At 40.0% G+C, this 22777-nt stretch carries 11 protein-coding genes; 1 reads left to right on the forward strand and 10 read right to left on the reverse strand.

What is annotated here, in order from left to right; all coding sequences use genetic code 11:
• Positions 1-182: 182 nt before the first annotated feature.
• From ACOVQ4_RS09255 to ACOVQ4_RS09300, 10 genes are all read right to left on the reverse strand, one after another.
• Entirely contained in the window at positions 183-2006 is a 1824-nt protein-coding gene (locus tag ACOVQ4_RS09255; protein WP_421820369.1) for a RagB/SusD family nutrient uptake outer membrane protein, read from the reverse strand.
• Between the two features lie 198 nt (positions 2007-2204).
• A complete protein-coding gene (locus tag ACOVQ4_RS09260) occupies positions 2205-5408 on the reverse strand; it encodes a SusC/RagA family TonB-linked outer membrane protein (protein ID WP_421820370.1) in 3204 nt (1067 codons plus the stop codon).
• A 36-nt stretch (positions 5409-5444) separates the two neighbouring features.
• Positions 5445-6881: a fasciclin domain-containing protein gene (locus ACOVQ4_RS09265; protein ID WP_421820371.1), complete on the reverse strand. Its 1437-nt coding sequence runs from the start codon at positions 6879-6881 to the stop codon at positions 5445-5447.
• Positions 6882-6929: 48 nt separating this feature from the next.
• Positions 6930-8585, reverse strand: a complete 1656-nt coding sequence (locus tag ACOVQ4_RS09270) for a fasciclin domain-containing protein (RefSeq protein ID WP_421820372.1) — start codon at positions 8583-8585, stop codon at positions 6930-6932.
• Between the two features lie 35 nt (positions 8586-8620).
• A complete protein-coding gene (locus ACOVQ4_RS09275) occupies positions 8621-10126 on the reverse strand; it encodes a RagB/SusD family nutrient uptake outer membrane protein (protein WP_421820373.1) in 1506 nt (501 codons plus the stop codon).
• Positions 10127-10156: 30 nt separating this feature from the next.
• On the reverse strand, positions 10157-13435 hold the full coding sequence (locus tag ACOVQ4_RS09280; protein ID WP_421820374.1) for a SusC/RagA family TonB-linked outer membrane protein: 3279 nt from the start codon (positions 13433-13435) through the stop codon (positions 10157-10159).
• A 43-nt stretch (positions 13436-13478) separates the two neighbouring features.
• Complete coding sequence (locus ACOVQ4_RS09285) at positions 13479-15743, reverse strand: fasciclin domain-containing protein (protein ID WP_421820375.1); 2265 nt, start codon at positions 15741-15743, stop codon at positions 13479-13481.
• 876 nt (positions 15744-16619) lie between these two features.
• Positions 16620-18746, reverse strand: a complete 2127-nt coding sequence (locus ACOVQ4_RS09290; protein WP_421820376.1) for a hypothetical protein — start codon at positions 18744-18746, stop codon at positions 16620-16622.
• A 307-nt stretch (positions 18747-19053) separates the two neighbouring features.
• Positions 19054-20277, reverse strand: a complete 1224-nt coding sequence (locus tag ACOVQ4_RS09295) for an MFS transporter (RefSeq protein ID WP_421820377.1) — start codon at positions 20275-20277, stop codon at positions 19054-19056.
• Between the two features lie 33 nt (positions 20278-20310).
• Positions 20311-20922: a TetR/AcrR family transcriptional regulator gene (locus ACOVQ4_RS09300; protein ID WP_421820378.1), complete on the reverse strand. Its 612-nt coding sequence runs from the start codon at positions 20920-20922 to the stop codon at positions 20311-20313.
• A 331-nt stretch (positions 20923-21253) separates the two neighbouring features.
• Between ACOVQ4_RS09300 and ACOVQ4_RS09305 the strand changes: the two genes are divergently transcribed.
• On the forward strand, positions 21254-22651 hold the full coding sequence (locus ACOVQ4_RS09305; RefSeq protein WP_421820379.1) for a Gfo/Idh/MocA family protein: 1398 nt from the start codon (positions 21254-21256) through the stop codon (positions 22649-22651).
• Positions 22652-22777 lie beyond the last annotated feature (126 nt).

Consider the following 22777-nt stretch of genomic DNA (forward strand, 5'->3'; position numbering starts at 1 on the left):
AAAACCATAAAAATACCCCCAAACACAATAGGTGAGTGGGGGCTTTTTATTTAGGTTTGGTAAATAGGTTTAGAGTTGTATTTCTTTCTGCTAATAGTTTTTGGCTTAGTCTCGTAGGTCATCATGCCATGGTTTTTAGTAAACTTTTAACAGATATACCTTTGACAAATAACAATGCTCAACTACTGAATTTTGAAAGGAAGAAACCAGTTATCCTTATTCATTAACTTGGCTCGAACAGCCTCTGCATTTGGATTATTTGACTTTCTGAGTTTGTCATAAACTTTGTTTGCTAGATACGAAGGGTCATTTCTTCTAAGAGCAACACGAACCAAATCTCCCCAACGGTGTCCTTCAAAAGCTAATTCTAAGGCACCCTCTTGAATAATTGAGTTTTCGATAGCCAAAGTACTATCACCCTCCACGGTATTATTTTTTACCATCGCTCGACCACGAATCCCTGTGGCCAAGTGCCACGATGATCTAAAACGTGTTGGGGCATCCCCATTTCTTGCATCAAAATCATACGGCGGTACGTCGAAAGTATTCATCAAATTAGTTTTGTCAGAAATAGCAGTATTGTTGTAGGTACTTGCCACACCTGCATTTACTAATGCATAAGCTAGTTTACGACGACCATCACGGTTGGCAGCCTCTGCAAATTTGAGATGTACGTTTGCTGCACGATTCAGAAACCAACGTCCATTTTTTTCTTGTAAGCTTTTGCCTACCAATGAGTAAAGCGAACCTGATGAATTGGGACTAATGAAATTGTATAAATACTTAAATACAACAGGATTGCCATTGATATTTTTGTACGACATAACACCACGGGCGTCGTAAGCAAAATTATTGGTTTGAGTTTGGGCATTCCAGTTGTCTATTGCTGATTTAGAAGGCTGTAATAAATATTTACCTCCAACATTCGAAAACAATTCTACAAATGGATTTTCAGGCAAAAATTTACTGTCAAATGGTAGCAACCACAGCCACTCGGGGTCTCTGGAGATATTGGAGGTATTAGTCGTACCATTATAAGTGGTATTAGAGCGGTCACGAGCAAAGATAGAACGCCAGCCAGTCGTGTTATTATCAAGAAGGTTGTTGATGTCGTTGATATCGGAGCTGTAACTCACAGCAATAGGACCCATGCCTGACGAAATTTGTCCTCTTGTAATTTTGTATAAATGATACCAAACGTTAATATCTGTGGCCTCAAAACCTAATCGGTCTGAAGTGGTCATGATATATTTATACATAGAGGCCGCCTTAGTATATTGCTGATCCCAAAGGTATAAGTCGCCCAACAAAAGGTGTTTTTCAATAAAAAAAGTAGTTGGAGAGTAACCATCCACATTGCTAGAAACCAGGGTGTTATCAAGTGTATAAGGGTCGAGGTAAGACGCGGGAATTTCTTCCATGTCTTTAATTACCTGCTTGATGATTTCAGTCAAAGGCATACGAGTCTTGGTAGCCAAAGATTTTACATCTGTAACAGTCTCAATGCTCTCGGTTACGTATGGCACGCTACCATAGTGTATTCCTAGTTGTAAGTATATCCAGCCACGAAGCGCAATTACATCAGCCGAACGTTGGTAATATTCTGCTCTTTTGATTTTGTTTTGCTCAAGCATAATTTTGAAGTTTTTCAGAATGTCATTGCAGTTCAAAATCACTTCATAAAATGCTCTAGGATTGGCATATTCATTACTCTCGGATACAGCGTGCGTGTTGATTTCTCTTAAAGCCAAATCCGCATTGCTTGTAACATCCAGTAAGTCGCCACGTAGTTCGTTGAGAATCACATACTGTTTTGCTAAGGTTGAAAATTTGCCATAAAGCCCAATAATGGCGGCGTCTGCATCATAAATATCCCTATACATTTGTTTGGTACTTAATGCTTCTTCGGGCGCCAAATCAAACATTTTCTGACAACCTGACATTCCCAAAAGTAAACCAGTGGCAAGTCCAAGATTGAGGGTTATTTTTCTTATAGTTGATTTCATTTTTTATCAAATTAAAAATTGTTAGATTGGTCCTAATACTTAAGTAAGTGAGCAAAATAGGATTTAAGTTTTGTGTTTTAGGCTGTAAGCCGTAGGCATTAAGAATTTATACTTTCAAAAAATCCATTTTTATTTAGCTGATAACTTACTTCCTAAAGCCTACAGCTTGAAAACTTAAATTTTGCTTTGCAGACTAACTTACAGACCTAACTTTACCCCTAGATTAAATGATTTTTGAATTGGTTCTAGTGTGTTGTCAACGCCCTGTCCGATCACTGAATTGGTAGCACTAAATTCTGGGTCATAACCTAGATACTTGGTGAAAGTCAAAACGTTGTTGGCGTTCGCATATACAGTTAGGTATTTTAAAATACCCTTGTCGACATTGAAATTGTAAGAAAGACCCACCGAACGTAGACGGACGTATGAGCCATCCTCAATCCATCTGCTCGAAAAGCGAGCGTTTTGGAGTGGGTCGCCATAAGTAGCCCTCGGGATATCGGTGATTTGGCCTGTACCCCTCCAACGACCCTCAACTGCTCTTGACTGATTGTTGAACGAATCCCCAGATTCGATGCTTCGACGCGTATAGTTATACAGATTGTTGCCAGACACAAAGCTCACTAAAGCGTCTAAAGTCCAATTTTTGTATACTAGGCGGTTGGTAATACCACCATAAACAGAAGGGTTGGGATTGCCTAAAATGGTTCTGTCTTTTTCATCAATAATTTTATCATTGTTCAAATCTGCGAATCGGGCATCACCCCCTTCAAAGGCACGTAGACTACCATCTGGAAGGCGTGTTTGTAAACCCTCAGCGGCTGCCTCGGCATTACTTGCGTAAACGCCTTTGTAGATAGTACCAAAAAATGAATTTGGAGCTTCGCCAACTCTTGTTACCAAATATCCTCCACCCATTCCTGTCACAATATCTGCATTTGCATTTGGGAGTTGGTCAATAGTAGATTTGGCATGGGCGATGTTTACTCCAAAGTCCCATTTAAGATTGGCTTGGTTGAGTACCTTAAGGTTTAGACTCGCTTCGAAACCTTTGGTGGTCATGGCACCGCTATTAGTCAGAGCCACACTCATACCTGCGATGCTTGGTAAAATCTCAGCCACCACCATATCCGAAGTTTTGTTTTGAAAAACGTCTACACTTAGACTTATACGTTCTTTAAGAACAGCCAAATCTAAGCCCAAATTTGACTTGGAAACCGTTTCCCATTTTAAGTTTGGATTGGCGATATTTCCTCTTACCAGACCCTGAAGACCTAAAAAGTTTTGTCCAACATAGTATTGTTTAGAAGCATAATTACCAATATCATCATTTCCTACCTGCCCCAATGAGCCCCTTATTTTTAATAAATCAAAAGGGCCGTTTGCTAAGAAAGGTTCTGCCGACATTAACCATGCAGCCGAAAGTGAAGGCATTACTGCAATTGGAGTATCGCCAATTTTGAAGCTAGAAGCCTCTTTTCCAAATCGGGATGAAGCATCAAGTCCTACATTCAAACCAATAAAATATTTATCTGAGTAAGCATAATTAATTGAACAATAAGTGTTCATCCAATTGTAGGTGCCAATACCACCATCTATGTTATTGTAAAGGACTAATCCGTTTCCTACACTAATTAGTTGGTCTGTAGCAGAGTTGTAAGCAAATAGTTTATCCTGCTCAATTCTTGAACTAATGAATCTTAGCCCTACCCTTGCTGATAGCTCGTGGATATTATTGTAAGTTTTATCAAAACTTAAAAAAGTTTCATTAGAAATATTGAAAAGTCGCTTCGTTTGCGAACTCAATTGATTGAGAGCAAGGGTATTTTTTAGGGTATCTGCCACTAATCCATAATTCGGAATAAATCGATTTTCCTTGATTTTATCAAAAGTTACCGCAATGTTAGTTCCGATTTTGAGATTATCGTTAAACTTGTATTTAAAGTCCAACACGCCAAAAAAACGATAGGCTTTGTTACCTCCAATCGTATTGTTGGCAGCCACAACGGGGTTACCTACGTTAAAAATATCATGGTCGGCATAATCAGGAGAGAATACACCTTGAGAAGAAACCCGATAGTCGGTTAGGAACGGAGCTTTGACTAACGCCAAGTAAATAGGATTTGTTTTTGAGGCAAATCCAAAATCTTTGGTTTCGGCTTCGTTGTAGGCGAAGCTCAAATTAGCTGCTGCCGTAAGTTTACGACTCAGGTTCATATCGGCATTAAAGCGTGTACTGTATTTTTCGAGTGTAGAACCAATCACCCCATTTTTATTGCTCAAATAGTTAACTGACAACGCGTATTTGGCAATATTATCACCTCCTGTTACTTTCAGGAACATATTGGTAAGAGGGCTGCTGGCATACACTTTCTTTTGCCAATCCGTATTGTTATGGTAAGTATAATATTCTGGATTTGAAGCAGCGTCGTTCATATAAGGTAATCCAGAAATTTGCGAACTACTTAAACCTTGGCTCGACAACAGGTCTGATACATAACTTTTATAAGCATTTACACCCATCATTGGCAGATTTTGGGGTGCTAAATTCACCCCTCCATACAAGGCAAAATCAATTTTTGTACCGAGTTCCTTAGCTCTGGAAGTGGTAATCATAATCACGCCATTAGCCCCTTTTGTACCAAACAATGCAGCAGCAGATGCATCTTTTAGCACAGAAATATTACTGATATCTCTTACATCGATATAGCTTAGAGGATTATCAAAATAGTTATTGTTAAGAGAACTACCATATATACCAGAATCATAAATCACGTTGTCGACCACAACGAGGGGGCGATTGCTCGCTTGTAGGGAGTTGTACCCTCTAATAGTAAAAAATGAACCAATGTTCGTAGAACCCGAAAAACGAGTGCTATTAAAACCTGCGATTCTGCCTTGCAAATAGGTATCTGCCGATTCTGTTATCTGCGACCACGCCTCGGCTGCGGCAGAGGAAGCTACAGCACCTAGCGAACGTTGTTCTGAAATAGTGCCAGTTGGAAGGCTTATATGGCTTTCAGTACCAATTACGTCTTGGAGATAGATATTTAACTCAGAGCGTTTGGCAACAGGTATTTCGACCGAGGCATATCCCGGACACTCGACATTCACTGCAACTGAAGCATTAGGAACGGTTAGTTCAAACTTGCCATCATCTCCAGTAATGCTAGAAGTCATATTTTTGTAAAATACCCGTGCACCCAAAACTGGTTTCCCTGTAGAGGCGCTAATGATTACCCCAGTAATTTGAGTTTTGTATTTTACTTGCACTTTTACAACCTCTGTAGGCTTTTTTTCCTGAGCTTGAGCCCTATTTTGTACAAGCAAAGACCCGCAAACCGTCAGAACCATGAGGGTTATTTTAGGAATTGCAGCAGAAGGATTTTGAATATATTTCATGGATAAATGTCTTTATTTCAAATGATTTGGTTTTCTCTAAAAAGAAGGTACCAACTTGATATAGTCCAAACTCATGGCATTGGTACCATTGGCAACCAAATACATGTTTAGTTTACCAAAGGAACTTACCGTGTATTCTCCTAAAAGTTGCTCAGTGTAATTTTTAACAGGAAGAGCAGCCGCTGGATAAGCAAAAGTTGCCGAAGATAAAGAGGCCATGGCTAGTTTCTGATTGATATTGAAAGTCGCAGCCTCGCTTACAGCGGTATTGGTACTGTACAAATCGTTAATGACTACCCAATACACTTTGTATTTAATAGAAGGTACATCGTTGAGTTGGTATCTTAACCAAAATCCCGAGTTGCCATGACCTATTACAGAAACAGAGTTTGAAGTAGTATTGGTAATTGGATTCAAACGATTTCGAATAGCAATTACCGCTGAACCAATTGACACTGGCATCCTTTCTACATAGTTTTCACCTTCTACCATTAAAGTTGGAAACTTTTGGGTAGGGTCAACCGAAATTTTATCGATAACATACACCACGCCGTTACTTACTTTTATGGTCTGAGTTATGGCAGATTTATCGATAGAGACATTTACGCCAAACTTAGATTTGAGTACACTTGGAATCTGTTCCATCGAGTAATTTCCCTCAAATACTAAATCTTTAATAGTAGCGTATGCCGATTGGCGATACGTACTGTCGGAGGTACTGGTTTTGAAATAGGGTTTCAACTTTTCTACCTCTGCCAAAAAGCTAGCATCTTTTAACTGGAAATAGGTATATTGTTTATTTTCCAGATTCAAGTCATAAACATTCTGGGTAAATGCATTTACGGTTTCGAAACCCGTGCCAGGTCTGTAAATCGGCGCTCCAGTAGTCGAACTTATACTATCAATTGTGGCTTTGCTAGGATTGAACACCTGAAAAGTCAAATTAGCCATTGCGGTATTTTGAGCTGAGCCTGTCTGATTAGCGCTAATGTAATTCCACAATGATGGAAGCACGGCAATGGATTGTGAAAGCGTATGCAAAACACCATTACTAGCAAAGGCGTTTGAGGAGGCAATAGTAGCCGTCCCCAAGCTTGTTTTGTTTAAAGTATAGTATTTGCCATTTATCATTTGTAATGACTCAGATGCAGCCTGATTTTCTGGAACATTGTGGCTCATGAGGGCAATATGATTACCGACAAAAGCTTTCAATTGAGCAGTATCGTTTACAATGCTGGTACTCAATCCGTTTAGTGCATCATTTGTTGGCGCAAATACAGTGTAGTTTGTCGATGAACTAAGTATTTTGTCATAACCAGATTTTATTAATAAATCTTTGAAATTACTCAGATTGCTTTGTTCACTAATCTGCTCAAAAAGGGTTTTTCCTAATGATTCTTCTGGAGAAACAAGACGATTATCCCAATTTTTACAGGAAATCATCTCCAGACCAAGAATCATGAGCATTAACATGTATATATTTTTTAAACGCATTTTTTTACAAGTTAAAACGTGAAGAAATTATTGGCTCACTAGCGTACCATCTGGGGTATGTCTTGGTGTAATCTGATTCTGTGTAATTGGAATAAACTGAATCATATCAATGTTATTAGGCGAATGTGTACCATTGATAGCCTGTAATCTAAACATGTGGCGATCGGTGGTTTTTATATCCACAGTTCCCAATAATCTCCCTGCCATGTTGATGTTTGTACCAGGTGACATATAAATTTTCCAACCCAAAGATTCTAGTTCACCTTCACCCAAAGTAGGTACTTGGTCAATAAACAAGAATGGTCTTGTTAAGACTTCGCCATCAATTGCCCCCGTACAAGTAATGGTAAAACTGTTTGAAGTTCTTTGGCGACGATAACACATCCAAACTTTGTAACGTCCTTTAGGAATTATTGGCGTTTTCATATCTAACCACAGGTTACGGCTTGGAACTCCCATGGGTACTTGCAAATAATCTCTTTTTGAAGCGACGGCATCAATCACATAAACAGGAGGGAAGGAGGCATTGGCCCACTGAATATCTTGAATGACCGTGCCTACAGGAAAGCTATAAGATTTTTTTCCATAATAGGCTGAAAGTTTTTTCAGTTCAGGAAAATCGCATACGTCCCAATCTATTCTTGTTGGGAGACGAAGTTTTACGTTGTAATGTCCAGCAGTTGAGTGCAATACACCATTCGTAGCGGTAAAATCACTTTCTGTACGAATCAGCTCGACCCCTGGCTCACGAACACCGTTGAACGTATCGTCGTTTAAGAGTACCGTTTGGCCATCTAGTTTGGAGCTTACTACCGTTGGTTCGGTGGTTACTTTTGTCAAGTGCGAGCTAGCTGTAATAATATCACCCAAATACTTGGCACCTACCAAAATATGGTAAGCCACATAAATATTTAGGCTGTCTGATTTGAGTTTTGGATTACCAGTTTGTGAAAATCTAGCTTTCAGTTTTGCAAAGTCCGAATACCCAGCAGCAGCCAATACCGAATTAGATTCGGCCACTAGGGTCATAAATCGTTTGTCCAGATTCTCGTTGAGTACATTCAAACTATCATAATAGCCAGTTTCTTTTAGTGCTTGTGTAAAGATGGATAAGTTGGCATTTGACGCAACTAATTCAGCGATAGACTTGGTTGCAGGGGAAAGTACTGCATCGATGGCATGGAGCATTCCATTACCTGTTTTTACATTGGTTTCGATTACATTGGCTTGACGATTGAGAGTATAACTTGACCCTGATGCGGAGTTGCCTACCCCAGACAATAAATACTGTCCATACATGGTGACCAAAGGAAGTTTACCATCTTTAAATGAACTGGTCGTCAATGTGTCTCTAATTACATGAAGTTTGACGATATTTTGAGCTTCTTCCTTCGACAAACTAGCAGTTTGTTTGCCGAGTCCTGTCAAATATTTCTGAACAGCCTGATTGTTTGGAGCAAACATGGTATAAGCACCATAGGCATCCAAAAAGCTATCATAACCTGCTTTTTCGACGATTTTCGCAAAGTCTCCGTATTTATCAGGGTATTTCAATAAGTAACTATAAAGGTTGGCATCGCCAGTGGTTGTTTCAACGATAGTAATATCTGTACATCCCCACAGGCATAGTCCCAAGAAGATAGACAAGACCATTGCCGAAATTGATTGTATGATATTTTTCATAATCTCAATAAAATGTTTTGTGAGTGACGAGCACATTATTTATAGAATGGATTTTGAACCAATAGCTTATTCGTCTGAATTTCGTATTGATAAATCGGTAAATAATGGCTATTGGGGTCTTTGATTTTGGCGATGGCTGACTGCTGACGTTCTACGGGCACACTTCTAGCGGTGAGGTCAAGTAGCAAATCAATTCGTTTGTAGTTGGCTCTTTTGGCATGGCGCAATACATCAAACCATCTTTTTCCTTCAAAAGCAAATTCTCTGGCACGTTCTTCCAAGATATAGTCCAATACTCCGCCCGAGCCGTCGATATTGGCTGGGTCTGGTGATTTTTCAGTTTGTGGAATAGCCCAAGCTCTCGTTCGAATCTGTTGAATGATAGCCAAAGCCTCTGCACCTCTGTTGAGCATAGCTAAAGCTTCGGCCTTGAATAACAGGACATCGGCATAGCGATACATGATGACATTGAAAGGTGAGTCGCCAGAAGTACGGTCATATTTTCGGATAACGCCCGTTGTCATCGTCAAAGAGGATTCGTCGGCTCGGGTATCATAATTGGTAGGGTCAATTAAATCTTCTGTAAAAACCTCTTCATTCACATACGCGGAGGCTTGATAACGGCGGTAGGTGGATGAGCTCCCCAAACCAAAGATGGCATACATTGGGTAATTTGTGATACCAAAGCGGAGGGTATAGTCGCTGCCAAAAGCCAATTCAAAAATTCCTTCATTTGAATTTCCAGCACGAACTACACTAAACCACGAGTTTCCACGAGCCCCAGGGTTTGATACCAAACCAAATTTGGAACTATTGATTACTTTGTTTGTGGCAGCCAAAGCTTCATTTGGTTTTTCCATCCATAGATATACATCTGCTTGCAGCGTGTTAATCATATATTTGGTTACTCTTCCGTGGTCTTTTTCTCTGGTACCATAAGTACTCGGGGCGTCTGTTTCAGCTTCTAACAAATCTTTTTCTATTTGTGCCAAAATGTCTTTTTGAGGAGACTTCGCAATAGGGACTATTTCATCATCGCTACTGGTAGCAGAAAGCTTTAGAGGCGCGTCACCGTATAACCGAGCAATATAAAAATACATCCATGCCCGGATTGCTTTGGCCTCAGCTACATGTGCCTTCAGTGCCTCTTGCGTGTAAGTTTTATCTTTTTCTAAAACCGAAGGAGCAAAAGCAATAACCGTGTTACAGTAATTAATAATACGATAAAAATCTCTCCAATCTGTTAGAGGGTTGGTAGGTAGAATATTGGAATTCAGAATTTCCAATTCGTTATTCGTAATTCTAAAAGAGGAACTCACCATATCGGCACGGATTTCTCCCATTACAAAGACTTTCTCTGGAATTACGTCAATGATTGAGGCATAAATACCACCAACCGCCGAGGCTACCTGCTCTTTGTTGTTCCAGAATCTATCTTGCACAATCCCGTCTTGTGGTCGCAACTCCAACCAACTATCACATGCGGTAGTTAGTAAAAGTGCACTTAGAGCGATGGTTTGTAAATATATTTTTTTCAACATTTTTCTAAAAAATAAAGGGTTGAATCTACACTAGAATGTGGCTGCAAAACCAAATGTTACAGTTTTGGCAGGCGGCGTCATCGAGTTGTCGGTGGCTACTCTGAATGGGTCGCTTCCTCGCATTTGTACTTCTGGGTCTTGTCCACTATAGTTGGTCCAAGTTATAAGGTTTTCTACCGTGGCATACGCACGAAGTGCTGTAAAATGAAGTTTCTTCAAAGCATTTTTGGAGAAAGTATAACTGAAGGTTGCGGTACGGAAGCGAACAAAAGAAGCATCTTCTACATATCGGCTCGAACCCAACCAGTTGTATCCAAAATTGTAAAGTGCTCTTGGAACCATCGTTTCATCACCTTCTTTTCTCCATCTTGCCAAAACTTCAGTGCTTTGATTGCCAAAGCCATACATATTAGTTGTTGACATTCGAGTGGCATTTACTACATCATAATCGCTTCTGAAGTTGAAGAATGTGGTAAGTTTAAAGGATTTATAAGAAACACTTCCCCCAAAACCACCTGTAAAGGCTGGGTTTGAATTTCCTAAATACACCAAATCCATATAGTTGATATTTCCATCTTTATTCACATCTTCATACATGGCGTCTCCGGGCTGAAAGGTGTAATCGGTATTAGGATAATTGAAACGCATATATACAGACTGTCCATCGGGAGTTACAATAGGCTCGCCACTTTTTCCTTTTGCAATTGTAGCGTTTTTGTCCTTGTATACACCCAAATATCGGTATCCATAGAATGAACCAAAAGGGTTATTGACCTGCATATAAGTCATATAGGCGCCATTAACAGTGGCGTTTCCTCCTGTGCGTGGGTACAAATCTGAGATTTCGCGAATGACGTTGATGTTTCTGGCAATGTTAAAGTTGAAATCCACATTCCAATCTTTTGTTTTGTAGGGATTGTACATCATATTCAATTCCCAACCCATATTATCCATTGTCCCAACGTTCATTTGAACATTACTAAATCCTGTATATGCAGGAATTTGCAGGTTTTCAAAGAATAGGTCTTTGGTGCTATTCTGATAAAGTTCGGCATCCAATGTTAACTTTCTTTTGGAAGTTATGATATTGATACCCAAGTTTCTACCTATGATTCTCTCCCAACGGAGGTTATTCAACTGCATAGTTTGTGGAACCACCGCAGCATCTCCTAGGTACGACCAGCCCAATGTGTTGTATTTTCCATAAAACAAATAATCGTATCGAGGCGCATTTCCACTTTGTCCGTAACTCGCACGAATTCCTAAATGCTCGAAAATATGCTCAAGAGGGCGCATGAAAGGTTCATCGGATAAAATCCATTTGGCCGAAATACTAGGGAAAAGTCCGTAGCGATAAGCAGGACCAAATCGTGAGTTTCCATCTCCTCTAATACCCAAATCAATGATGTATCGATCCCAAAAGCCGTAATGAATATTCCATAGTAAGCCAACATTACGTGTTTGGGAAACACCAGAGGCCAATCTGGAGGTAGTCAATCGAGCGGGATTTGATGCATCTGTTAAATCTGAAGAGGCTGTGTTAGTTACATACGATTCTTGCCAAACAGATTTAACATCGGAGGTATTCAATGCCCACAATGAGGTAAAATCATGCTTTGTATTTTTGATTTTTGGGGTGTAAATCAAAGTTGATTTAGTCGTTACTGCAAAACCGTCAGCATCTCCGTCGGTTGCGACATTCACAAAAGGGCTCGTAAAGGCTTGTCCAGTTGCAACTTGTGGCAAGAATGAGCTTGTTTTGTTATTGTTAATATCAAACTGGACGTCGAAAGTGGCAACCCATTTCCCAGGCTTTAAGTCATATTGTACTTGAAAGTGCGGAATAATTCGCTCAGAGGTAATGATGTTTTTTGCTGATTTTACCATTGCCACAGGGTTGTAGGTGGAGTTGGTAAAACCTGTAAAAGTTCCCTGAATATTGGTTAATGGAGAGAAAAAGTTGCCAGTTAGCTGCCCCAAATCATTGTATTCATAAATACTCATATTGGGCATTTTGCTATAGGCTACCGAGCGAACCAAATCTCTATTTCCTGTGAGGGATGATACATAGTTTCGATTGTTTACCGAATGCGTGAACGAAAGGTCTGTCTTGAAGCGGATTCTGTTCGATACATTGTAATCTAGGTTTATACGCGTGTTGATGCGGTCCAAGCCAGTCCCAATGGTCGTACCCACTTGATTAAAATACCCTGTTGATGCATAATATTTAGCTTTTTCGCCACCACCCATAATCGAAACGTTGTGGTCTTGCGAATAGCCCAATTGTGTAATTGCATCTACCCAATTGACGTTCTGGCTGTAATTGTTGTACCAATAAGGGTCGTTAGGATCGTACTGAAATTCTTTTATGGTTTGTGTATTCAATGGAATTCCATTTCTATTCATGTATTCCTCAGGAATCAACATCGAATACTGATCGCCAGATAACATCGGAATCGCGTTGGGCTGTTTTGAAATAGACCCTTTGAATGTATAGGTAACTTTTGGAGTTCCTATAGCACCACGTTTGGTATTGATTACTACCACGCCATTGGCTGCTCTTGAACCCCACATGGCAGTTGCTGCAGCATCTTTCAACACGGCTATATTTTTGATATCCGAAGGCGCTAGATTCAAAAGGGACGCATAACCCATTTCATCGGCAGTTCCAAAGTTGAAGTCAGAAGGGATAGAGGTTTCATAAGGCATACCATCTACCACAATCATAGGGTCGACCGAAGAGTTGATAGACGAAGTACCTCGAATACGAATTTGCATGCCAGTACCAGGGTCACCCGATGCTGCGGTGATATCTACCCCCGCCAAACGTCCTTGGAGCATTTGGTCTATAGACGTACCCTGCATATCTTCTAGTACTTTGGCGTCGATTTTGGCAACTGCGATAGTGGTATTTCTTTCCGAAACAGTCATCAAACCATTATCTGTAGGTTTGGCTGTAACGACAACTTCGTCCAAATCTGCAGAACTTGACTCCATCCATACTTTTACATTGGACCGTCCTTTTATGGCAACTTTTTGGGTTTTATATCCAATACTCGAGAAAGAAAGCGTATTGTTTTGATTAGAAACTCTAATAACGAAGTTTCCTTCAACATCAGTTGTAACGCCTTTGATAATACGATTATCACGATCTAACTCGGCGACAGTAACGCCGATTACGGCCGAACTATCTTTGGTATCTACGACTTTTCCCCGAACTGTAAAAAGATTGGGGCTTTGGGCATGGCTCCAGCTAACTCCTGTCAGCACCAAGCCACATATTAAGAGTATTTTGGTAAATATTTTCATTGGCTGTTTACATAGCAGCTCGCTACGTAGCTAGTTGAGAGTATTAGTTGGCTTTTAAGTAATTATCAATCAGATGTATCACAGCTCGGTTCGACAAGTTATTACTTTTGCTGACAATCACATTGGCTTTGCGCAATTTGGTATCGGATAAAGTCATAGAACCTTTATTGTTGACTACCGTTACGTTTACAGCATCACCGTTACTGTCCTTGAATAGAGTTTCCATCGCACCTGATTCTTTACCGTCGGTAGCAATTGCCTTTTTGTTTAAGATATGGTAATTGATAAAGTCTTCTACTTTTTTCTTATCCAAAAGGCTCGTAGGGTTGTACACAGGGGTTTTGGTCGCTCCCGAACCCGTTCCAGGTAATACACCATCGTTTACCGCCGCTTGAATAGCCGCGTTGTTTGGAATGAAAAGAGTGTAAAAAGTACCTTCATTCACATTGGCAATGGCATTGGTGGCCGCAGTATATACCGTAGAGTTTTTTAGGTATTCGAAGAAAAATCCAAAGTCTGAGTTGATAGTTGGTGCTAAAGTGGCAAGGTCTTTTCCTACTGGATCGGCCGTAGCAGTGTTATTGGGTGCAAAATTCAATAATCCTGATGTATAGTATACCTTACCATTTGCGGCAGATTTGCTACCTAGTACATTCAATGGAGCGAGTTTGGTTCCAGTCGAAAAGACTTTATTGCCATCAAATCGGATGTATTCACCGTTGATGGCGTCGATTATACCCGAGCCAGAAAGGTTGTCAAGTTCTTTGTTTGGAGTATAGACCACCGAAGTTGCCACGATTCTCTGCAAATTGGCCAAAACCGCCGTGCCCGCCGCACGCGTGGAAGTTCCAGGGGCTGTGTATCCCCATTCTGAATTGGCGATATTCGATACCGATTTGGATATATCATAATCATAACCAGCTGCCTTAAAGATATCGTCGCTTATCATAAATAATACATAATTTACTCTTGGATTCAGAATGGTATTTTTCCAATCCATGTCCAAAATTCTCGTCATGATAGAATATTTCGGGTCCAGATATGCCTTAGAATATACCGAAGAAAATAGGTTAGATTCTTGCACTTTATTGGTTCCATAAAACATGGCGTTACTCAATATCTTTTTCTCAACCACATTTGCGTTGGCATTAAATCTGGCCTCTTCTCCCAAGGCATTAAAAGAGTTTATAAATTTTGTAGGCCAAACCGTAGCAGGGAACAAATGTGCATTGATTAGATCAATGATGATGCTTGGAGGCATTTCATCCAATGATTTATAATTTTCTAATAAAACACTATTGATATAGGGGCTAAGTACTTCGTTGGTAGGGACAAAAATACTCCACATATCTAACTGAGCGTCATTTTCTGCGGTACGGAGGAAGTTTTCACAGTTTGGGGCAAAAGTCAAATATTTGGACGCATTGGCTTGTTTGTTATAGTTTTTGACAAAGATTTTATCGCCTTTTCCCGTTAGATTGGCGTATTTAATTGTCATAGCATCGTTCAAACCATAAGTAACGGCATATTTTTCGATAAGGTTACGGAAAACAGAATACTGTGGTTTGTTTCTTAGAAACTCATCAATAGAAGGCTGAATTGTTGGTACATCATCTATTTCATGTATCATTCCATTTTCAGCAAAAATATCTGCATTGATTACTTTCGAGTTCATGACATTAAAACCGCTATAGGTCACATTTGGGTAGAAGTAATTATAGTCGGCGGATGTCAAACCTCGAGCACTTAGATATTTGTCTGTAAAATAAGAAATATGCTTGTGATTGTTGTCGCCCACCACATATTGTCCATTTTGGCGATTTGTTGCTACGGCCTTGAAGGTAGAGCCATCAAATGCTTTTTCGTCATAAAACCCAGTGTAATAGGCGGTTCTTCTGCGGAAAGCCCTAGCTTCTTGCCAACCTGTCGGCGACTGATAATCTGCTAAGCGGTTTTTATCGAAAGCGTTAAATACCAATAAGCCCTGCACAATCTCACGGGCTTTGGTCGAATCCATAGCGTTGAGGCTTGTTCCCGAAGCGCTAAAATACTTATTGAAAGCTTCATCGTTCGGAGCAAAAAAAGTCCAATAACCCGCGCTTGATAAGGTACGTTGATAGCCACTTTTGTCGATAACACTCAACAAAGTTTTGAAGTTGCCACGTTTCGAAAGCACTTGGTAAATGGGTGGTTCGAGTGTCTCAGGACGTTTATAGATATCCAACTCTTCTTTGGTACAACCACCCAGAAAAGTACTGATGAGCACACTCAGTACTAGCAGGTAGCGAATGGAGTATCGATGCATCATGCGTTGTTGTTTAATTTGAGATTTACTGATTTAATAGATATGTTCTATCGGTTATGTTGATTATATTTCTATATCCCACGTGCTGTACTTGAGGCTGGTAGATAGGTATTACCAGACCCAAGCGCTGGAGTCATAGGATTCAAATAAAAGTGTTGGATTGACACATTTTTATGAATTTACTTTGGTTAAGTATTTCATGAAAAACATGTTAATCGAAAGAAAAAAATGGAAAAAATTGAAGGTCGGTACTGCCTCAAATCAAGTATAGGTGCTTGTTTGATTTTGCGAGGCACGTTACAGGTAGAATCATCAAAGGTATATGTTTTTCCATAAGATTAAATTGGTTTTTTAAAAGGTTATTAATCAGCTTGTAATGGTATGGTTAGGTAATACTGTTTCTGAATTGATAATGTAAAATAAGTAGAAGTGTATTGGATAACCATCATGCTTCATCCTGTTAGTGATGGAAAATCTTGGAATAGTTATATAGAGGTGAATCGAAAGCTAAAAAGCCTTTTTTTTGTACAAGTTTTTGTAAAAATCCTCAAGAAGGGAAATAAGGAGTTGACTTTTGGCTTTTAGCGCCAAGCTAAAGAAAAAAGGTGTTTTTTATAAAATTATAAAGACTTGATTACTGGACAAAATGAGAAATTGTGATTCAGGTGATTCGACTTTTTACTCAATTTTGATAAAAAACAGTTTTAAACTGTAAAAAAAAATGAGTCAAATGCTAAGTCTAGAACTAGTAAATTCAATTTTGTCCAGTAATCAGTCCTTTTGCCTAATTAAAGCCGAGCCCATAACTCTAATTTTGCCTATTTACTTATTTTTTACTTTGAGAGATGCCAAAAGCGCACTTCCAATAATCTTCCTCTGCTAAGGCATTTTTTTGAAACCCTCCCATTTTACTTTCCATTGTCCATTGGTAGGAAATGAAGTTTTGCCTTTTGGCAAATCATCTCGGCTACACATCATGGCAATGGTAGCAAGCAATCCACCATTTCCTGGCAGATAAAGCCGCAAACGCTCGTCCTGAAAGTTGTGTCCGTTTGGCAAATAGGTATTGGTTCTAATGTTCATCATCAAGCCATCGATGGCCTTCTCTGGTTTTCCGAGGCGTGCTGCTGTCATGGCCACCATTGGAAAATCCCATCCCCAAGTATCATGCCATTGCCAGATATCCCAAACCTTATCGAAAGTGCGTTGCATGGTTGGCATATCCACCAAGGATGTAGGCGGAAGCATGCCGAGTGCTCCCAAAACGGAAGGGTGGTCTGTCAAAAATTTTGGATTAGTATACGAGTCTTGTGCCGATTCGGTGGCTAAATAAACACCCTCCTGAACAGGAAGTTTGGAAAGGTTTTTTAGGATTTTTTCATATTTTTCGTTGGGTTTCAAGCCCATGGCTTTGCGCCAATCTTGAGCAACCTGTAAGGCCCAATGCCAATACACCAACTCGTAAGTCGGATTGAAAGTTTCTTCTGGATTGAAACGTTCTTGTGCAGGAATCAGCCCTTTTCCTAAGATATATCGTTTGTTTTCTGCATCCCAATGAGGATAGGACGCCATAAAGTCGGCAGTGGCGAATACTAATTTACTGTACTTTTGTAGGGTTGCTTTTGTGGGTTTTTGGCGGCGGACTAGTTCGGCAAAATAAATAAAATGAGGTTGTTGCCAAATCAAAAATGCACCTACCGATGAGGGCGACTCTTCGCCTGCGGGGTCGGTCATTTTTTGCCATCTTGCGCCTTCATATCCTTGTCGTTGAGCGATTTTTACAGCATTAGGATAGACTTTTGTATACCAGTCTAAACTTTTTTCGAGTATTTCTACTCTTCCCCATAGTGCAAAATGAATGCCGTGCCACCAATGCATCTCTAGGTGTGGTTTGCCGTACCAAGAGTTATAAGTCAGACCAGTTTCTTGAGGAGGCTGTTCGTTGGCACATTGTATTTTTGTTAAGTATTGTGAAAGAATAATTCTTCTTTCTAATTCTTTCGCCCTGCTATCTGTACTTCCCTCAAAATCAATTGCGGCGCCCGTATTCCAAAAGTTTTGCCAAGATACTAAATTACGTTGAGTGGTAGCTGAAAAGGAGCTGGCTTGAGCTGGATTCTTTTCAGAAAAGTTTGCGGTAAATTCCCATGTGTTACCTTCTATTTGGGGTGTCAAGATATATTCGTGTGGCTTGTTTTGGATAATTGTACCATTTTGGTTCCAGTCAAACCTTACGAAATACTGATACTTATCCAACTGATGTTGCACAATGGCCGACTGAGCTTGTTTCATCAGGATGGAAGACTGATGCTGTTCTGGATTTTTGTAGTTGGTACCGCTATCTAAAAATTGATTACTCGGAAAAGGGAACTTCAAGAATACCTGAATTTGCCCTCTTTTCAGTAATTCTGATTGAACTTTTACGGCTACGACATCCTTTTGTGGGTCACAAATCGTCAGTACAGTCACAGGCTGACCTTCGAGCGAAAATTGACTTTTAATCTGACCTGTGAATGGATTTAATTGCTGATTTTGAACGATGATATCCTTGATATTAACTATAGAACCATCTTTTTTCTTGAATATAAAACCAAGATTTCCGAGTTGTAAACGATGCGGGTTTTCTCGGTAATAATTAATAGCCTCTTTACTCTTAGCATTTTTTGCACCTTGAACACTATAAGTTACTTTTCTGCCATTTAGGGAATATTCTTTTAAAGTTTCTTCAAATTTGACATTTTCTTTGTTGGGGAAAGAATGCCAACCCCAAACAGATTGTGTGCCAAGTGGCACTCCATTAGAATAATAAGCAGGAAAACTCTGGAGTCCTGTGGCATCTACCGTAAAGGCAAATCTGCCATTTCCGACTGAAAGAGAGGCTAAGGTGTCAAATGAGGCAACAGACACGATGTGGCGTTCTACAACTGCTTTTCGGTTAATTTTCTGTGCATAAGAGGAGAGGTAAGTCAATCCTAGGAATCCTAGGAGCATTAATTGTTTTTTCATTATCCTTCAAAATTAGATCTAGTTTTTCTCAAAAAGAGTGTCTTGCTAGATTTATACTGAAAGAGGACTTAGTACTGAGAAGACAGAAGGGAGTTTTTGAAAGAAAATTTGTTTTTTGGCGGTAGGCTTTAGGCAATAGGCAGTAGGCAATAGGCAGTATGCAGTAGGCAGTAGGCAGTAGGCATAAGGCAAAGAGTTGTACTTGCCTAAAGCCTACAGCCTAAAGCCTACAGCCTAAAGCCTACAGCCTACAGCCTAAAACCTACAGCCTACAGCCTAAAGACACTAGTCTCTAAGGCCTCATTACCTATTTTGCTTCTTTATTTCTAACAAAATTGTCAACCCATTTCATGAGGATTACCGAGATAACCATGCTTGCGATGACTGTATATCCTAACCAATCATAACGCTCCAAATGACCGTCTGGGGCTTTTACCACAATGGCACCCGCGAGTAAGGAGGCCAAACCTCCCGAAATTTGTTGAATGGAGGAATTGACGCTCATAAATGCACCTCTATCTACAAGGTTCGGTACAGAGGTCATTAAGGCAGAGGCCGATATCATACGGGATGAGATACCAGCAAACATAATGACATTTATTACCATAATAACCTGCAAGGGAGTTGTGCCCAGATTGCAGAAAATACCCACCAGCACCGAGCTAATAACAGAACCAATGACAAACATATTATACTTACCAAATCGGTCACTCAATTTGCCAATCATTGGGCCAAAAAATAAGGCTGCAATTCCTGTAACAGCATAGAGCATCGGTAATTGCTCAAGGGTCAATCCTAGGTTTTTTGTGCTAAATGCACTCCCAAAAGGCATCAACATAAATCCACCAGTCGCTAATAAAACCGTGCTCGTAAAGGCTCTTAAATAATGAGGTTTTGAAACCGTATGAAAAAGATGTACAAAAGGATTCCCGTCTTTTTGTAAGGCCAAATGACTTGTTAGCGGCTGCATTTTGACTAAAATAATAATGCCAACCACAATCCCGACCATTACTATCATCCAAAAGGGTGCATGCCAATCAAACATATTTGCCAATTGTAGTCCGATAGGTAAGCCTAAAACCTGGCTAGCTGCGAATGACATTTGAACAAATCCCATCACGCGTCCGCGTACTTCTGGTTTGAATATGTCAGAAATAACAGCTACAGAAACTGAACCGATGACACCACCAAAAATTCCTGTAAAAATGCGAGCAGCCATTAACAGCTCATAGGATGGCGCCATTGCACAAAATGCCGTACCAATCAAAAAGCCCACATAAAAAAACAAAAGGAATTTTTTGCGGTCAAATTTATCTGCAAATCCTGCTGCTAATAGCCCCGAGGCACCTGCACTAAAAGCATAAGCCGAAACTACCAAGCCAAATTGTTGTGGCGTAATATGAAGTTCTGGCATTAGGATAGCACCCAAAGGAGACAACACCATAAAGTCGAGTACAACAGTGAATTGAATAAATGAAAGCACGGCAATCATGAATTTCTGATAGCCTGTAAAGATTTTTTCTTGTTTCATCGAAATAGATAATTGTAAAAAATAAGAGAAATATTAGGGTTGAAGAGATTTCATTACCTGTTTGAAGGTCATTTGCATAACTTCTTCACTGAGCTCGAATGGCTCGCCTGCCATATTGTGTCCATCTTGCGCAAAGTGAATCAACTGATAAAGCGGAGCAAAGGCCAAAGTCCAGAAAACTTCCCTAGGTAAGGAAATCAGCTCTCCTTTCTGAATGGCGTTACCAACAAACTTTTTCATGTTATTTCTAAATGCTTGGAAGTATTCTGGCCCTAGTTTTTTCTTGTAGGGCGAGTTTCTAAATTGCTCAATGAACGCGGCCGAAGTAGGATTTTCGAGTACATACTTTGCCCGATTTTTCCATTGTTTCCATAGTCCCTCCTCAAAAGACTCCTCAAAATCAAAGCCTTCGAAGGTAACTTCGTGTATTTTTTGCCCGACTTCTATACCCAATTGCATAATAAGGTCTTCTTTATTTTGAAAATAGATATACAAAGTAGCGGGAGAAACATTGGCAGCCTTGGCAAGTTTGTGCATACTGAAACCATTAAAGCCTTCTTCGACCAATAACTCAAGGGCTTTTGTTCTTACCAGTTGTTCTTTTTGTTCATCTCTTAATCTCATGTTACAAATATAAATGAACATTTGTTTATTTATAAAAAATATCTTTGTTTATTTTATCGAAAAAAGTTGTTTGCTTTGATGTGGCATCAGGTGAAGAGTTTTAAATGATTACAGGACAAAATTGAATTTAGTAGTTTAATATTTAGTCTTGGCTCAATTTTTAAACAGTTTGAAACTGTTTTATGAAATTCACTCAAAAGGTTAAAACCCGAAAGACAATTTTTATTTTGTCGAGTAATCAGCCGATTAACCAATAACATCCTCGTTCTTAGATTATCATTTTGAGTAAAAAAATACGTCTTCGTGGCTTTCATGATTAAAATCTCCCAAACATCATAATCCTATTTTAATCATGAAAGAAAAAAAAGATAATGGCATGAGTCGCAGAGGCTTTCTTGACTTGTCCATCAAATCCACCTTGGCCACTACGGCTGTCATTTCTGGCTTCCCAACGATTGTTCCTGCTTCTGTATTTGGAAAAAACGCCCCAAGCAATCGCATTACAATAGGTGCTATCGGAACTGGACGTATATCTCGAGGACACGATATGCCCGGAGTTTGGAAGTTTGATAATACGCAAATCATTGCAGTTTGTGATGTGGATAGCAATCGTGCCAAACTCGCCAAAGATTTGGTGGTAGATACATACTCAAAGAAAAACGGTAAACCCTACGATGCTGTCAATGTTTACACCGATTATCGTGAATTATTAAATAACAAAGACATTGATGCAGTTTTGGTAAGTACTCCCGATCATTGGCATGCTCCAATCGTGATTAGTTCAGTGCGTGCAGGCAAAGACGTTTACATGCAAAAACCAGCCTCATTGACGATTTCTGAAGGAAGAGCTATGGCCGATGCGGTAAAACAAACACAAAGAATTGTCCAAGTCGGAAGTCAACAACGTTCGAGTTGGCAGTTTAGATATGCGGCGGAGTTGGTAAGAAATGGTAGGATTGGTGAACTCAAAACGGTGTATGTAGGCTTGCCAGGAGACCCAGGTGGGGAGGTAGAACCTCAAATGCCGATTCCTTCAAATCTGAATTATGATATGTGGTTGGGTACTACGCCCGAAATTTATTATACCGAAAAACGTGTTCACCCACAAATCGGTTTTGACCGTCCGGGTTGGTTGCGTTGTGAGCAGTTTGGCGCAGGTATGATTACAGGATGGGGTTCGCACCATATCGATTGTGCGCACTGGGCTATGAATATGGAACATTCGGGTCCTGTAGAAGTCTGGGGGCGCGCCGATTTTCCGAAAAGTGGGTTATGGGATGTACATGGTATATTCAGAACTGAAGCCATGTATGCAAATGGTGTAAAAATGATTGTAACCAACGAAATTGCCAATGGGATTCGATTTGAAGGAACAGAAGGCTGGATTTTCGTATCTCGTGGTGATGCTGCCGTAACTGCCTCTGATCCAATTGCCAAGCAACAAGCAGCCAAAGCGATTGACGCAAGTAATCCAAAAATTTTGGAATCGGTAATTGGTCCTAACGAAATTCATTTGACCGAAAGTAAAGACCATCATGGCAACTGGTTGGAAAGTATTATTTCAAGAAAGGACCCTATTGCCCCTGCCGAGATTGGTCACCGTTCTTGTAGCGCTTGTTTATTGCATCATGCAGCCATGAAGCTCAAACGTCGATTGTATTGGAATCCTAAAACCGAGAAGTTCTTAAACGACCCAGAGGCCAATAGTTTATTGTCGAGACCGCAAAGAGCATCTTACGCAGTGCGATAATGTCGAGGCGCTCGATTGCCTTAGATAACTCAAGTAAAGGGATAAATCATTTAAGTAGGAAAACGATATTGGTTAACAGTCTGATTACTGGACAAAATTGAAGTTACTAGTTCAAGACTTAGTCTT

It is taken from the genome of Flectobacillus sp. (assembly GCF_049240685.1).
Taxonomy (GTDB): Bacteria; Bacteroidota; Bacteroidia; order Cytophagales; family Spirosomataceae; genus Flectobacillus.

What these genes read in the sequence shown, in the direction of transcription:
- ACOVQ4_RS09260 (WP_421820370.1), bottom strand. Translation starts at nt 5,408, where the DNA reads ATGAAATATATTCAAAATCCTTCTGCTGCAATTCCTAAAATAACCCTC.
- ACOVQ4_RS09255 (WP_421820369.1), bottom strand. Translation starts at nt 2,006, where the DNA reads ATGAAATCAACTATAAGAAAAATAACCCTCAATCTTGGACTTGCCACT.
- ACOVQ4_RS09305 (WP_421820379.1), top strand. Translation starts at nt 21,254, where the DNA reads ATGAAAGAAAAAAAAGATAATGGCATGAGTCGCAGAGGCTTTCTTGAC.
- ACOVQ4_RS09280 (WP_421820374.1), bottom strand. Translation starts at nt 13,435, where the DNA reads ATGAAAATATTTACCAAAATACTCTTAATATGTGGCTTGGTGCTGACA.
- ACOVQ4_RS09300 (WP_421820378.1), bottom strand. Translation starts at nt 20,922, where the DNA reads ATGTTCATTTATATTTGTAACATGAGATTAAGAGATGAACAAAAAGAA.
- ACOVQ4_RS09270 (WP_421820372.1), bottom strand. Translation starts at nt 8,585, where the DNA reads ATGAAAAATATCATACAATCAATTTCGGCAATGGTCTTGTCTATCTTC.
- ACOVQ4_RS09275 (WP_421820373.1), bottom strand. Translation starts at nt 10,126, where the DNA reads ATGTTGAAAAAAATATATTTACAAACCATCGCTCTAAGTGCACTTTTA.
- ACOVQ4_RS09290 (WP_421820376.1), bottom strand. Translation starts at nt 18,746, where the DNA reads ATGAAAAAACAATTAATGCTCCTAGGATTCCTAGGATTGACTTACCTC.
- ACOVQ4_RS09265 (WP_421820371.1), bottom strand. Translation starts at nt 6,881, where the DNA reads ATGTTAATGCTCATGATTCTTGGTCTGGAGATGATTTCCTGTAAAAAT.
- ACOVQ4_RS09285 (WP_421820375.1), bottom strand. Translation starts at nt 15,743, where the DNA reads ATGATGCATCGATACTCCATTCGCTACCTGCTAGTACTGAGTGTGCTC.
- ACOVQ4_RS09295 (WP_421820377.1), bottom strand. Translation starts at nt 20,277, where the DNA reads ATGAAACAAGAAAAAATCTTTACAGGCTATCAGAAATTCATGATTGCC.